Origin of the sequence: Aromatoleum sp. (assembly GCF_035254505.1) — a bacterium.
GTDB lineage: Bacteria > Pseudomonadota > Gammaproteobacteria > Burkholderiales > Rhodocyclaceae > Aromatoleum.
The window spans coordinates 61,205-74,617 of the sequence record NZ_DATFAO010000095.1; the positions used below are offsets into that span (position 1 = coordinate 61,205).

The following is a 13,413-nucleotide window of genomic DNA, read 5'->3' on the forward strand; positions in this document are numbered from 1 at the left end:
GCAGCCGTCGTCTTCCTGATGGCAACGGCCGTCTCCGGGCCGCTCGTCTGGAAGCAGGAGGAGATCCGGCAGCGCAGCGAGCGCGCCGCCATTCAGGAAAGGATCGAGGCACGCGCGTACGCCGTGCGCCAGGTGCTCAATCGTTCGATGTCGGCGGCGTATGCGCTCGCCGCGCTGGTCCGTCAGGGCAACGGCACCATTCGCGATTTCGACACACTGGCCGCGCAGATGCTGCCCTTCTACCCCGGGGCTGCCGCGCTGCAGCTCTTGCCCGCCGGGGTCATCCGCCAGGTCGTGCCGCTCGAAGGCAACCGCACGGCGATCGGGCACGACATCCTCCACGACCCAGGAAGGAGCCGCGAAGCGTGGGTCGCGCGGGACAGCGGCCAGCTGACCCTCGCCGGCCCCTTCAACCTCGTCCAGGGCGGCAGCGGCCTCGTCGGACGACTCCCGGTCTTTCTCGACGAGCAGAGCGGTGCGAAGGAATTCTGGGGCTTCGTCGTTGTGGTCACCCACCTGCCCGAGGTGCTCGAACCCGCCCAGCTCAAAGCACTGGCCGACAACGGCATCGCCTACCAGCTGTGGCGCCCGCATCCCGATAACGGCGAACGCCAGCTGATCGCCGCGTCCACGCCGTCACCGCTTCCGGATCCGGTCGAAAGCAGCATCGACATCGCCAACGTTCGCTGGACACTGAGCGCCGCGCCGGCGGCCGGGTGGGCGAATTCGGCGGAGCTTCCGGTCAACGCCGCCTTCGGCTTCGCGTTTTCGGCGGTGCTCGCCTACCTCGCGATGATCCTCGTCGAACTGAAGGCCCACCGCCGCGGACTCGCGACGCTGGTTCAGGACCGCACCGCCGAGATCCTCGCTACGCAGGTGCAGCTGCAGTCCACCCTCGATGCGATCCCCGACGTGCTGTGCGAGCTCGACATCGACGGCCGCTACCATGACTACCATGCGCCGCCGAACTCCGCCTTCGCCGCCCAACCGGAAGAACTCATCGGCAAGACCGTCTTCGAGCACCTTCGTCCCGGCGCGGCGACGACGATCATGTCCGCGCTCCAGCAAGCACAGTTCGAAGGGCGCTCCCGAGGCGCACAGTTCCCGCTGCACCTGCCGACCGGGACGCTCTGGTTCGAACTGTCCGTTTCCCGCAAGCCGACGCTCGCGGGAGAGGACGCCCGCTTCCTGGTCCTCGCGCGCGACGTCACCGAGCGCAAGCGCCAGGAGCAACGCGCCGGCGACCTGCTGACCGAGAACCAGGCGATCCTGCGCAACGCGATGGTCGGAATCATCCAGGTCAGGCAGCGCATGATCGTCGCCTGCAATCAACGCGTCGAAGAGATCCTCGGCTACGAGCCCGGCGAGCTGGTCGGCAAATCGACCCGCGTCGTCTTCGCGTCCGACGCTCAGTTCGAATCGATCGGCGAAGAGTCGTACCGCATGATGTCAACGGGCGGCTACTACAACGAGGAATTGCCGATGCAGCGCAAGGACGGCACGGTATTCTGGGGCGCGGCGACCGGCAGTGCCATCCATCCGCGCCGCCCGCACGAAGGCAGCATCTGGATCATCGCCGACATCAGCGACCGCAAACGGGCCAAGGAGGAACTGCTGCGCCTCAACGAGGAACTCGAAGAGCGCGTCGCGCAACGCACCGAGGAGCTGCTCGCGGCGAAGGAGGAAGCCGAGCGCGCCAACCTGTCGAAGAGCGAGTTCCTCTCCAGCATGAGCCACGAGCTGCGCACGCCGCTCAACGCGATCCTCGGCTTCTCGCAGCTCCTGAAGTCCGACCCGGGGGCCCCGCTCAACGCGGACCAGGACGAGAGCCTCGACGAGATCCTGCGGGCGGGCAAGCACCTGCTCGCGCTGATCAACGAGGTGCTCGATCTCGCCCGCATCGAGAGCGGCCGCCTCGAGCTCGCCCCGGAGTCGGTCGAACTCGCCCCGCTCGCGCAGGAATGCCTGTCGCTGGTGCGCCCGCTCGCCGACGCGCGGCACATCGCACTCGTCGCTCACGTACCCGAGGACTGCCTGCTACGCGTGGACCGCTTGCGCCTGCGCCAGCTGCTGGTGAACCTCCTCTCCAACGCCGTCAAATACAACCGCGACGGCGGCGCCGTGCGCCTCGTCGTCACTGCCGAGCCCAGCTTCATCCAGCTCGCCGTGCACGACACCGGAATCGGCATCGCCCCCGACTTCCTGCCGCGTCTCTTCAAGCCCTTCGAGCGCCACGCTGAGGCGAGCCGCCAGGTCGAGGGCACGGGCATCGGCCTCGCGCTGTGCAAGCGGCTCGTCGAGGCGATGGGCGGCGCGATCGCCGTCGATAGCCGTCTCGGCGAAGGCAGCATCTTCCGCGTCACAATCCCCTGCACGCCCGTGCCCCCGGCCTGCACGCCCCCCGCCGCGCCCCACGAACCGGAGGCCGCCGCCTCGCCCGACCCGGGCAGCGCCACCCACACCCTGCTCTACGTTGAGGACAACGCCGCCAACCTGCGCCTCGTGCAGAAGATCATCGCCCTGCACCCGCAGCTGCGCCTCATCGACGCCGCCACCGCCGAGACCGGTCTCGAGCTCGCCCGAACCTGCCACCCCGACCTCATCCTGATGGACCTCGGCCTGCCGGGCATTTGCGGCACCGAAGCGTTGCGACGTCTGCGGCAGACCCCCGGGCTTCACGACACGCCGGTCATCGCGCTCAGCGCCAATGCGATGCCCGACGACATCACCACCGCGCGCGCGGCCGGCTTCGACGACTACCTCACCAAACCGCTCGACGTCGCCCGCTTCCAGGCCCTGCTGACAAGCTACCTGCAGGGCAGCGCGATCAGCCCTTGATCCAGCCGCGCTTGAGCGCGTAACTCGCGAGCCCCGCCGCCGTCTCGATACCGAGCTTGCGGCGCAGGTTCAGCCGATGCGTCTCGACGGTGCGCACGCTGACGTCCAACTTCTGCGCGATGCGCTTGTTGCTGTCGCCCTGCGCGACGAGGATCAGCACCTCGCGCTCGCGCTCCGTCAACGCGTTGTCCTCCACCTGCGGCGTCACCAGCGCGGCAGTGAGCGCTCCGCTGAAATAGGCGCCGCCCGCCGCGACCGCCCGGATCGCCGCGATGATCTCGGTCGACGGCGCATCCTTCAGCACGTAGCCGCGCGCCCCCGCCCGCATCGCCGACATCACGTAGCCCTGGCTGTCGTACATGCTCAGGATCAGCACCCGCAGCACCGGACAGCGCTCGCCGAGCGTGGCGGTCAGCTCGATGCCGGTCATGTCCGGCAGGCCGACATCGACCAGCGCGAGGTCCGGACGCAGGCTCTCGACCGCCACCAACGCCTCCTTGCCGCTCGCGGCCTCGCCGACGATCTCGAACTCTTCGATGTCCCCCAGCCGAGCCCTCAGCCCGTCGCGGACGAGTTGATGGTCATCGACGAGAAACAGCCGGATCTTCGCCCCACCCCCTTCGCTCATCACATCTTTCCCTTGTTTGTCGGGTTCGGACACGGCAATTCCACCGTCAGTTCGGTCCGGCCCGGCGTCGACGCGACCGTCAGGCGCCCTCCATGATGTTCGATGCGCTCGCGCATGTTGCGCAGCCCGATGCCGCCGCTGCGTGGATGATCGATGCGCGAGGAATCGAAGCCGCAGCCGTCGTCCGCAATCGCAAGGCGCACCTTTCCATCGTGCGCGTCGAGCCCGAAGCGCACATGCTGCGCCCCCGCGTGCCGTTCGATGTTCGTCAGCGCCTCCTGCGCAATCCGATAGAGCGTCGTGGCCCCCGCCTCATCAGCCGACAGATCGACCTGACCGATCGCAGCCTCGACGACGATGCCGGTGCGTGCCCGGAACTCGTCGAGCAGTTGGCCGACAGCTGCCGGCAGACCGAGATTGTCGAGCAGCGAAGGCCGCAAATTGTGCGAGATGCTGCGGATCTCGGAAATCGCGACGCCCAGTCCGTCGAGCCCCTTGCCGATATGCGCCGCGACGTCGTCGCGTCCGGCAATCGCGCGCTCCTTCGCGAGTTCGAGATGGTATTTGACCGACACCAGCAACTGACTCAACCCGTCGTGCAGGTCGCGCGCGACCCGCGCACGCTCCTCCTCGTGCGAGCTCACGATGCGCTGCGCCAGCGCCTTCAGCTGCCGGTCGGCGAGCTGGTGTTCGCTGATATTGAGCGCCATGCCGCCCGAAAACACGATCAGCAACGCCACGATCGCAACGATCGTGAAGCCGAACACCGTCCCAGAAATCCGCGCCGACATCTGCTCGCGCAGCGTCGCCCGCACGGCCTCGACGTCGTCGAGGTAGATGCCGGTGCCGAACACCCAGCCCCAGCGATCCAGCGACACCACATAGCCGAGCTTGTCGGTCTCCTTGTCGCTCGAAGGCTTGCGCCACTTGTACTGCAGGAAGCCGTCGCCCGACGCGGCGACCTCGATCAGCCGCTGGATCACCGGCAGCCCCTCCGAATCCTTTTTGTCCCACAGATTGCGTCCGACGAGTTCGGTCTGGCGCGGATGGACGAGGCTGAGGCCCGTGACGTCGTACGCGAAGAAGTAGCCGTCGTCGCCGTAGTTCATCTCGCTGAGGATGCGCTTCGCCTCGGCCTTCGCCGCCTCGTCGTCGCGCCCTGACGAATACAGGTGATCGATCGAGGTGCGCGCGAGCTGCACATAGTGCTGCAGCTCCGCCCGCTTGGCGGCGAGCATCGCCTCCTTCAGCACTTCCCCCTGCTGCCCGGCGAGGTCGCGCGCCTGCATCGCGACCAAGATCGCGATCGCCGACACCGCCGCGATCAGCGGCAACACCGCCAGGACGATGACTTTGTATTTCAGACGCACCGCCGGCTCCTCGATTCCCGACCGATTTCCAATCGCTTCCTGACAGCGATTGTAGTGTTCCGGCCGGCTGCCGGAGCGTCCTAAGTAGTACTACGCAGCCCCGCAAAGTAGTACTGCGAATGGTCCGCCGCCTCGTTTCGCGCGAAAGTCGCGGCCAATCTCCGGCAAAGGTGCCGGAGCCCGGACCCCGTCCGGTACGACCAGAGCCAGCAAAAGGCCGCCCGGACCCAGGAGGAGTGAAAACAATGGCAAGTCTCACAAGACATGCGCTCGGAGCCGTGCTTGCGGTTGTCGGCGCTTCCGCGCTCGGCTACATCGCGCTCAACCGCGGCGAGACAATCAACGCGCTGTGGATCGTCATCGCCGCCGTCTGCGTCTACCTCATCGCCTACCGCTACTACAGCCTCTTCATCGCCGACAAGGTGATGTCGCTAGACCCGAACCGCACCACCCCCGCCTATCGTCACAACGACGGCCTCGACTACGTCCCGACAAACAAGTACGTACTCTTCGGCCACCACTTCGCCGCAATCGCCGGCGCCGGCCCGCTCGTCGGACCGGTGCTCGCCGCGCAGATGGGCTACCTGCCGGGGATGCTGTGGATCCTCGCAGGCGTCGTCTTCGCCGGCGCGGTGCAGGACTTCCTCGTCCTCTTCGTGTCGACGCGCCGCGACGGCCGCTCGCTCGGCGATCTGGTGAAATCCGAGCTCGGGCCCGTCCCCGGCGTGATCGCGCTGTTCGGCACCTTCATGATCATGGTGATCATCCTCGCCGTGCTCGCGCTGATCGTCGTGAAAGCCCTCGCCGAGAGCCCCTGGGGCACCTTTACGGTCGGAGCGACGATTCCGATCGCGATCTTCATGGGCCTCTACACCCGCTACATCCGCCCCGGCCAGATCGGCGAGATCTCGGTGATCGGCTTCGTGCTGCTGATGCTCGCGATCCTCGGCGGCGGCCAAGTCGCCGCGAGCGAAACCTGGGCCCCGCTCTTCACGTTCAACGGCCGCCAGCTCACGTGGATGCTGATCGGCTACGGCTTCGTCGCCTCGGTGCTGCCTGTCTGGCTGCTGCTCGCGCCGCGCGACTACCTGTCGACCTTCCTCAAGATCGGCGCCATCGTCGCGCTCGCGGTCGGCATCGCCTTCGTCGCCCCCGAGCTGAAGATGCCGTCCGTCACCCGCTTCATCGACGGCACCGGACCAGTCTGGGCCGGCAACCTCTTCCCCTTCCTCTTCATCACCATCGCCTGCGGCGCCGTCTCCGGCTTCCATGCGCTGATCTCGTCGGGCACCACGCCCAAGCTGATCGAAAATGAGACCCACGCCCGCTTCATCGGCTACGGCGGCATGCTCATGGAGTCCTTCGTAGCGATCATGGCGCTGGTCGCCGCCTCGATCATCGAGCCGGGCATCTACTTCGCGATGAACAGCCCGCTCGCCGTGCTCGGCCCAACCGCCGAGACTGCCGCCCAAGTCATCTCGAACTGGGGCTTCGTCGTCACGCCGGAGATGCTCACGAGCACGGCCGCTGCGGTCGGCGAACACAGCATCATCGCCCGCGCCGGCGGCGCCCCGACGCTCGCCGTCGGCATGGCGCAGATTTTCTCGGTGATGTTCGGCGGCACCGGCATGATGGGCTTCTGGTACCACTTCGCGATCCTCTTCGAAGCCCTCTTCATCCTCACCGCGGTGGACGCCGGCACCCGCGCGGGCCGCTTCATGCTGCAGGATCTCCTCGGCACCGCCATCCCGGCGATTAAGCGTACCGATTCCTGGGTCGGCAACGCGATCGCCACCGCCCTGTGCGTCGCCACCTGGGGCTACTTCCTGTACCAGGGCGTCATCGATCCGCTCGGCGGCATCAACACCCTGTGGCCGCTCTTCGGCATCTCCAACCAGATGCTCGCCGCCGTCGCGCTGGTCCTCGCGACCGTGGTGCTCTTCAAGATGAAGCGCGAGCGTTTCGCCTGGGTCACGCTGGCCCCCACGGTGTGGCTCCTCGCCTGCACACTGACCGCCGGCTGGCAGAAGGTCTTCGACGCGAACCCGAAGGTCGGCTTCCTCGCCCAGGTCTCGCGCTACCAGGCCGCCCTCGATCGCGGTGAACTGCTCGCCCCGGCGAAAACGGTCGACCAGATGCATCAGATCATCCTCAACAACCAGATCGATGCCGGGCTGTCGGTGTTCTTCATCCTCGTTGTCGTCAGCATCCTCGGCTACGGCGCTCAAGGCTGCTACCGCGCCTACCGCGCCGCGCACCCGACGACGCGCGAAGTCGGCGGCCCCGAAGCGGCCGCCCAGCGCGCCGCTGCCTGAGCCCGACGTGTTCAACGACCTCTCCAAGCTCGGCAAGTATCTCGGGCAGGCCGCCCGCCTGATGGTGGGCCTGCCCGACTACGACACCTACGTCGCGCACATGAAGGTGACACACCCCGACCGGCCGGTGATGAGCTACGAGGAATTCTTCCGCGAACGGCAGGAGGCGCGCTACGGCGGCGGCTCCGGCCGCTGCTGCTAAGAGAATCGACATGGAAAACGCGACAGCCTCTCCCATCCCGGTGACCCTGCTCACCGGCTTCCTCGGCGCCGGCAAGACCACGCTGCTGAACCGCATCCTCGCCGCAGCCGAGGGCCAACGCATCGCCGTCATCGAAAACGAGTTCGGGCCGGTCAACATCGACAGCGAGCTGCTGGTGCAACAGACGGCCGAAGTCGTCGAGATGACCAACGGCTGCCTGTGCTGCACCATCCGCGGCGATCTCGCGAAGAACCTCGTCGAACTGAAAGCACGCCGCGACGCGGGCGAGCTCGCGTTCGACCGCGTCGTCATCGAGACGACCGGCCTCGCCGATCCGGGACCGGTCGTCCAGACCTTCTTCGCCGAGCCGGAACTCGCCGACATCTACCTGCTGGATGCGGTGCTGACGGTCGTCGACGCAATCCACGCGCCGCGCCAGCTCGACGAGCATGCGGTGCTGCTGAAGCAGATCGGTTTCGCCGACCGTTTGCTCGTATCGAAGACCGAGGATGTCGCGGAAGACGTCCTCGACGATCTCCTCGGCCGCCTCGCCCGCATCAATCCGCGCGCGCCGATCCGGCCACTCGCTGCGGACGAGCCGCTCGACCTCGCCTTCCTGCTCGACATCCGCGGCTTCAACCTCAATGAGAACTTGCTCGCGAACGATACCCCCGCCCGCTTCCGCCCCGCGGCAGCAAGGGGCATTAACTCCTTCGCGCGCCGGAATCATCCCGACGAAATCGGATCGCTGCTGCTTGAGCACGCAGGCGAAGTCGACCTCGACCGCATCGGCGTCTTCGTCCAGGGCATTCTCGACCGCCACGGCGACGATCTGCTGCGCTACAAGGGCGTGCTCGCGATCCCCGCGCAGCCGAACCGCCTCGTCTTCCAGGGCGTGCACCGCCTCGCCGGCTTCGATTACGGCACGGAATGGAGCGACGCCGACACGCGGCGTTCACGCATCGTCCTGATCGGCCGCGACCTCCCCGAAGCCGAGCTGCGCGCAGGCTTCGACGAGTGCCTCATCGCCGCCTGATCCGGTACGATCACCGCCCGCGTCCGTTCGTCCTGAACTCGTCGAAGGGCGCCGGCAGGAGCTTCGACGGACTCAACCGAAACGCCCGAGGGCCGGCTCAGACCGTCTTATGCGTGCCGTCGCAGAAAGGCTTGTTCCCCGAGTGCTTGCACCCGCACAGATAGGCCGTCTCGCTCTTCTCCGCGACGAACTGCAAGGGCCCGAACGGCCCACCCTTGTGCGAGCCGTCGCAGAACGGCTGGTGTTTGCTGTTGCCGCACTGGCACCAGAAATAGGTCTCGCCGGCTTTCAACTCGACGGCGTAAGGTCCCTTTTGGGCGACATTCGGACTCGGATCGCTCATGAAGCTCTCCTCGATTGGACCGGCGGGCGCACGCAGGCCCGCACACGTTCAATCTAGGCGCCCCGCGCCGCCACGCAAGCCCGAACTCAATAATGAGGCGGAATTTCGTCGCGCAAGTCGCGCCGCGAATCGGGCTTCATCGTCGCGATCTGCCGGTGCATCTCCGCGAGCTGCATCTGCAGCCGCTCGATCTGCTTCTGCTGCCGGAACACCGTCATGTTGAGCACATCCACCGTGTCCTCGGTGAGCGCGAGCTTGCTTTCGATGCGCGCAAAGCGCTCTTCCAGCGACTGATCCATCACGCCTCCTCGATCATCGGTGCTGCTTCGCCCAGCACTGCGCGCGCGACTGCCTCCGCGACACGGATGCCGTCCACACCCGCCGACAGGATCCCGCCCGCGTAGCCCGCGCCCTCGCCCGCCGGGAAGAGCCCGCGCACATTGATGCTCTGGCAATCGTTGCCGCGCGTGATCCGCAGCGGCGACGAGGTCCGTGTCTCGACGCCGGTCAGCACTGCATCACGCATCGAAAACCCCTTGATCTGCCGCTCGAAGGCCGGCAGCGCCTCGCGCACGGCCTCGATCGCATAGTCGGGCAAGCTCGTCGCCAAATCCGTGAGTTTCACCCCCGGCTTGTACGACGGCTCCACCGAACCGAGCACCGCAGACGGCTGCCCCTTGATGAAGTCCCCGACCAACTGCGCCGGCGCGACGTAACCCCCGCCGCCCAACTCGTAGGCGCGCGACTCCCATTTGCGCTGGAAGTCGATCCCGGCGAGCGGCCCGTCCGCGGGGAAATCCGCCGGCGTAATGCCGACGACGATGCCCGCATTCGCGTTGCGCTCGTTGCGCGAATACTGGCTCATCCCGTTCGTGACGACGCGATCGGGTTCGGACGTCGCCGCCACCACGGTGCCGCCCGGACACATGCAGAAGCTATACACCCCGCGCCCGTTCTTCGCGTGATGGACGAGCTTGTAGTCCGCCGCGCCGAGGACCGGATGTCCCGCCTGCGGCCCGAAGCGCGCCTTGTCGATCAGCGATTGCGGATGCTCGATACGGAAACCGACCGAGAAAGGCTTCGCTTCCATGAACACGCCGCGCTCGTGCAGCATCTCGAAGGTGTCGCGCGCGCTGTGACCGAGCGCCAGCACCACGTGATCGGTACGGATCTCCTCGCCGGCGTCGAGCGTCACGCCGCGCACCTGGCCGTCCTCGATCAACAGGTCCGTCACGCGCTGCGTGAAGCGGATCTCGCCCCCGAGCGCCTCGATGTCCGCCCGCAGGTTCTCGACCATGCCCACGAGACGGAAAGTGCCGATATGGGGCTTGCTGACGTAAAGGATCTCCTCCGGCGCCCCGGCCTTCACGAACTCCGTCAGCACCTTGCGGCCATAATGCTTCGGATCCTTGATCTGGCTGTAGAGCTTGCCGTCCGAGAAAGTGCCCGCGCCGCCCTCGCCGAACTGCACGTTCGACTCCGGGTTCAGCACGTTTTTGCGCCACAGGCCCCAGGTGTCCTTGGTCCGCTCGCGCACGGCCTTGCCGCGTTCGAGCACGATCGGCCGGAAACCCATCTGCGCGAGGATCAGCGCCGCGAAGATGCCGCAGGGGCCGAACCCGATGACCACCGGCCGATGTGCGAGCTTCTCCGGTGCACTGCCGACGAAGCAGTAATTCATGTCCGGCGTCACCGAGATCTGGCGGTCCGCCTCGAACTGCCGGAGCAGCGCGGCCTCGTCCGCAACCTGCGCGTCCACCGTGTAGATCAGCATGATCGCGCCGCGCTTGCGGGCGTCGTAACCGCGCTTGTGCACGGTGAAGCCGAGCAGTTCGTCGGGTGCGATCGCAAGGCGCGCAAGGATCGCTTCGCTCAGCGCGCCCTCGGGATGATCGAGCGGCAGTCTGAGTTCGGTAATTCGCAACATTCGGGGAAGTCCAGTGATCCAGTTCAGCGGGGCCGGCGCACGCGCCGGCAGGCCCGCATTCTAAACGGGATCGCCGTCCGCCACCGCAATCGCCGCGTGCTCCCGCACTTCGATGCCCTTCAGCACGAGGACGAGCACCGTACCGACCGCCATCACCGCCGCCGCGACGTACAGCCCGTCGGCGTAGCTCCCCTTCCCCGCCGCGAGCCAGCCCGTCACCGCCGGTCCGAGGATCTGCGCGATCCCGTAGGCGATGGTCATCTTGCCCATCATCTTCGCCGGCCGCGTCGGGTAGTAACGCCCCGCCATCGTCAGCACCAGGCTCACCGCGCCGATGAAGTTTCCGCCGAAGAGCAGCGCTCCGAGCAGCGCCGGCATCAATCCGCCCGCCAGCGGCAGCAGGATGCCCGCGATCTGCAGCACGAAGGACAGCACCAGCGAATTGAGGTAGCCGACGCGCCGCGCGATGAAGTCCCACACGATGCAAGCGGGCACCGCCGAGAGTCCCAGCACGAGGAAGACGAGCGCTCCCCGCCCTTCCAGCCCCGGCAGCTTATTGACGATCGCGACGATAAAGGTGGCGCTGACGACGTAGCCCACGCCCGCGCAGAAGTAGGCCGCCATGAACACGCGCATGAAGGCCGGCCCGGGCGGGTTGTCTTCCATCTTCTGCCCGCCGACCGTGAACGACGTACGATCCGGCCGCGGCAGCCAGCGCCAAGCCGGGATCAGCAACAGCACGCCGAGCCCGCTCAGGATGAACCACTGCGTCCGCCAGTCGAACCACTGGCTCATCAGCCAGACCGCAACGGCACAGCCCGCGATGCCCAGACCGATGCCTGTGAAGTGGATACCCAGCTCCGAGCGATGCTGATGCCGGATCAGCCAGTTCAGGATCAGCCCGGTTCCCAGCAGCATCCCCGACGCACTACTCAAGCCCGCGACGAAGCGCCACACGCACCACCACACGACGTCCGTCGTCAACCCCATCGCCACCGTGCTGAGGACCGCGACGACGAGCCCGATGCGGTACAGCCGATCCTTCAGCACCAGATCGCTGATCAGGGACGCCGTCAGCGCTCCCGTCAGGTAACCCGCGTAGTTCCATGCCGCGAGCCAGCCGGCTTCCGCGACGCCCAGTCCTGCCTGCGCCTGCATCAGCGGCAGCAGCGGCGTATAGGCGAAGCGCGCAACGCCCATCACCAGGATCAGGCTGAGGATTCCCGCACCGAGAACCTTCATCCGCTGCATCTGCTCTCTCATCGGGGGTCGTCCTTATCGTTTGACTCGATACGGTACGGTATGGATCAAGCCAACGCAAGGTGTCATGATCCTCACATAAGCCCGATTTATCCGCCCCGCACCTTCACCGCCCGGAATATGGCGCCCGCCGCGTGACGGATGCCACGGCGCGCACGGATCGTTACGCATCCGTGCCGGGGCAACGCCGAAACCCTTCTCTATACTGGGAGCGCTGCCCGTTCAATCCCCGAGGAGAGCGTGATGTCGGCCCACGTGTACAAGCTCGTCGAGATAGTCGGTTCGTCCCCAGTCAGCGTCGATGACGCCATTCGCAACGCCATCGACACCGCCGGAAAGACCGTGCGCAACATGGACTGGTTCGAGGCGACCGAGATCCGCGGCCACATCGCCGACGGCAAGATCGGGCACTTCCAGGTCAAGCTGAAGGTGGGTTTCCGTCTGGAGACTTGATCTCCCCGTCCTGCGCGAGCATCGCGCGGCGGGTTTCGGGCGTCTCGAGGCTGATGCGCCCGAGCGCACCGCTGCGATAATCGACCAGCAGGATCTGCGACGCTTTTTCGAGATCCGGCGCGCCGCCCTTCAGGCGGCAGCCGCGCTTGGTCGCGACCGTCTCGACCACCCCGACGCCGTCGAGCGCCTCCAGGCGTTCAGGTGCAATCCCGTAGCGGCTCGCGAGCAGCCCCGGATAACGGTCGAGCAGCAGGTTGCCGAGGAACTCCGCGACCTGCTCGTCGATCACCGCGTTGCGCCCGATCGCGTGGCTCGCGGCCAGCATGAAGCCGTCCGAATCGTGCTCGATCTTCGGCCACATCAGCCCCGGCGTGTCGGTGATCGTCATATGCGCGCCGAGGTCGAAGGTCTGCTGCTGCTTCGTCACGGCCGGCTCGTCGCCAACGGCCGCGACGCGGCGCTTGAGCAGCGCATTCATCATCGTCGACTTGCCCACGTTGGGGATGCCCATGATCATGATGCGCAGCGGCTTCGTGCCATCGTTCCGGTGCGGCGCAAGGCCCTGGCACAGCGCCGGCACGCGCGCGACGTCGCCCGGCTTCTTGCATGACAAGGCCACCGCCTTCACGCCCGGCTGGCTGTTGAAGTAGTCCAGCCATGCGCGCGTGGCGACCGGGTCCGCCAGATCCGTCTTGTTGAGGATCTTCAGGCACGGACGCTGACGGAAGAGACGCAGCTCGCGAATCATCGGATTGCTGCTCGCCTCGGGAATGCGGGCGTCGAGCACTTCGATCACGACATCGGTCAAAGCCATGGTCTCGGCCGCTTTCTTGCGCGCCGAGGTCATGTGACCGGGAAACCACTGGATGGGCATCGGAAACTGAATCTGTAGACAAGGCGCGCATTATCGCCTCGATCGCGTGCCGATTGGGGCAAAATGGCGGCCTTTCAAGGAATACCCATGAATCGTGACGAAGTAATCGCCGCCACGCGGCAATGGCTGGAAAAGGCCGTGATCGGGCTCAACCTGTGCCCGTTCGC

At 66.6% G+C, this 13,413-nt stretch carries 13 protein-coding genes; 6 read left to right on the forward strand and 7 right to left on the reverse strand.

All coding sequences use genetic code 11. The features are described 5' to 3' along the window. The first annotated feature begins 18 nt into the window (after positions 1–18). Entirely contained in the window at positions 19–2,838 is a 2,820-nt protein-coding gene (locus VJ673_RS20705; protein WP_324128060.1) for an ATP-binding protein, read from the forward strand. Here the strand turns inward: VJ673_RS20705 and VJ673_RS20710 are convergent. Together VJ673_RS20710 and VJ673_RS20715 are read right to left on the reverse strand one after the other, a co-directional pair. Next, positions 2,828–3,466 carry a response regulator transcription factor gene (locus tag VJ673_RS20710; protein WP_324128061.1) on the reverse strand — a complete coding sequence of 213 codons (639 nt, stop codon included), beginning with the start codon at positions 3,464–3,466 and terminating at the stop codon, positions 2,828–2,830. The two genes, VJ673_RS20705 and VJ673_RS20710, sit on opposite strands and share 11 nt — an antisense overlap. Then, complete coding sequence (locus tag VJ673_RS20715) at positions 3,466–4,836, reverse strand: cache domain-containing protein (RefSeq protein WP_324128062.1); 1,371 nt, start codon at positions 4,834–4,836, stop codon at positions 3,466–3,468. The genes VJ673_RS20710 and VJ673_RS20715 overlap by 1 nt, the downstream gene beginning before the upstream one ends. A 245-nt stretch (positions 4,837–5,081) precedes the next feature. Here VJ673_RS20715 and VJ673_RS20720 point away from each other — a divergent pair, with 245 nt between their 5' ends. From VJ673_RS20720 to VJ673_RS20730, 3 genes are read left to right on the forward strand one after another with little or no spacing between them, the layout of a single operon-like run. Next, positions 5,082–7,151, forward strand: a complete 2,070-nt coding sequence (locus tag VJ673_RS20720; RefSeq protein ID WP_414635678.1) for a carbon starvation CstA family protein — start codon at positions 5,082–5,084, stop codon at positions 7,149–7,151. Between the two features lie 7 nt (positions 7,152–7,158). Next, the gene (locus VJ673_RS20725; RefSeq protein WP_324128064.1) at positions 7,159–7,353 is read left to right on the forward strand and encodes a YbdD/YjiX family protein; all 195 of its coding nucleotides are present in this window, start codon (positions 7,159–7,161) and stop codon (positions 7,351–7,353) included. A gap of 10 nt (positions 7,354–7,363) precedes the next feature. Next, on the forward strand, positions 7,364–8,389 hold the full coding sequence (locus VJ673_RS20730) for a CobW family GTP-binding protein (RefSeq protein ID WP_324128066.1): 1,026 nt from the start codon (positions 7,364–7,366) through the stop codon (positions 8,387–8,389). A gap of 97 nt (positions 8,390–8,486) precedes the next feature. Here the strand turns inward: VJ673_RS20730 and VJ673_RS20735 are convergent, their stop codons facing one another. The 4 genes from VJ673_RS20735 to VJ673_RS20750 all read right to left on the reverse strand — a co-directional run bounded on the left by VJ673_RS20735 (position 8,487) and on the right by VJ673_RS20750 (position 11,922). After that, complete coding sequence (locus VJ673_RS20735; protein ID WP_324128067.1) at positions 8,487–8,732, reverse strand: CDGSH iron-sulfur domain-containing protein; 246 nt, start codon at positions 8,730–8,732, stop codon at positions 8,487–8,489. Between the two features lie 86 nt (positions 8,733–8,818). Next, on the reverse strand, positions 8,819–9,031 hold the full coding sequence (locus VJ673_RS20740; RefSeq protein WP_324128068.1) for a SlyX family protein: 213 nt from the start codon (positions 9,029–9,031) through the stop codon (positions 8,819–8,821). Continuing rightward, complete coding sequence (locus VJ673_RS20745) at positions 9,031–10,659, reverse strand: NAD(P)/FAD-dependent oxidoreductase (RefSeq protein WP_324128069.1); 1,629 nt, start codon at positions 10,657–10,659, stop codon at positions 9,031–9,033. The genes VJ673_RS20740 and VJ673_RS20745 overlap by 1 nt, the downstream gene beginning before the upstream one ends. 60 nt (positions 10,660–10,719) lie before the next feature. Continuing rightward, a complete protein-coding gene (locus VJ673_RS20750) occupies positions 10,720–11,922 on the reverse strand; it encodes a YbfB/YjiJ family MFS transporter (RefSeq protein WP_324128070.1) in 1,203 nt (400 codons plus the stop codon). Positions 11,923–12,162: 240 nt separating this feature from the next. Between VJ673_RS20750 and VJ673_RS20755 the strand changes: the two genes are divergently transcribed. Then, positions 12,163–12,372, forward strand: coding sequence for a dodecin (locus VJ673_RS20755; protein WP_324128071.1), 210 nt, complete (start codon positions 12,163–12,165; stop codon positions 12,370–12,372). Here VJ673_RS20755 and ylqF read toward each other — a convergent pair. After that, positions 12,338–13,246 carry a ribosome biogenesis GTPase YlqF gene (gene ylqF / locus VJ673_RS20760; protein WP_324128072.1) on the reverse strand — a complete coding sequence of 303 codons (909 nt, stop codon included), beginning with the start codon at positions 13,244–13,246 and terminating at the stop codon, positions 12,338–12,340. The two genes, VJ673_RS20755 and ylqF, sit on opposite strands and share 35 nt — an antisense overlap. An 87-nt stretch (positions 13,247–13,333) precedes the next feature. Here ylqF and VJ673_RS20765 point away from each other — a divergent pair. After that, on the forward strand, positions 13,334–13,413 hold an 80-nt coding region (locus tag VJ673_RS20765; protein WP_324128074.1), incomplete at its 3' end, for a DUF1415 family protein.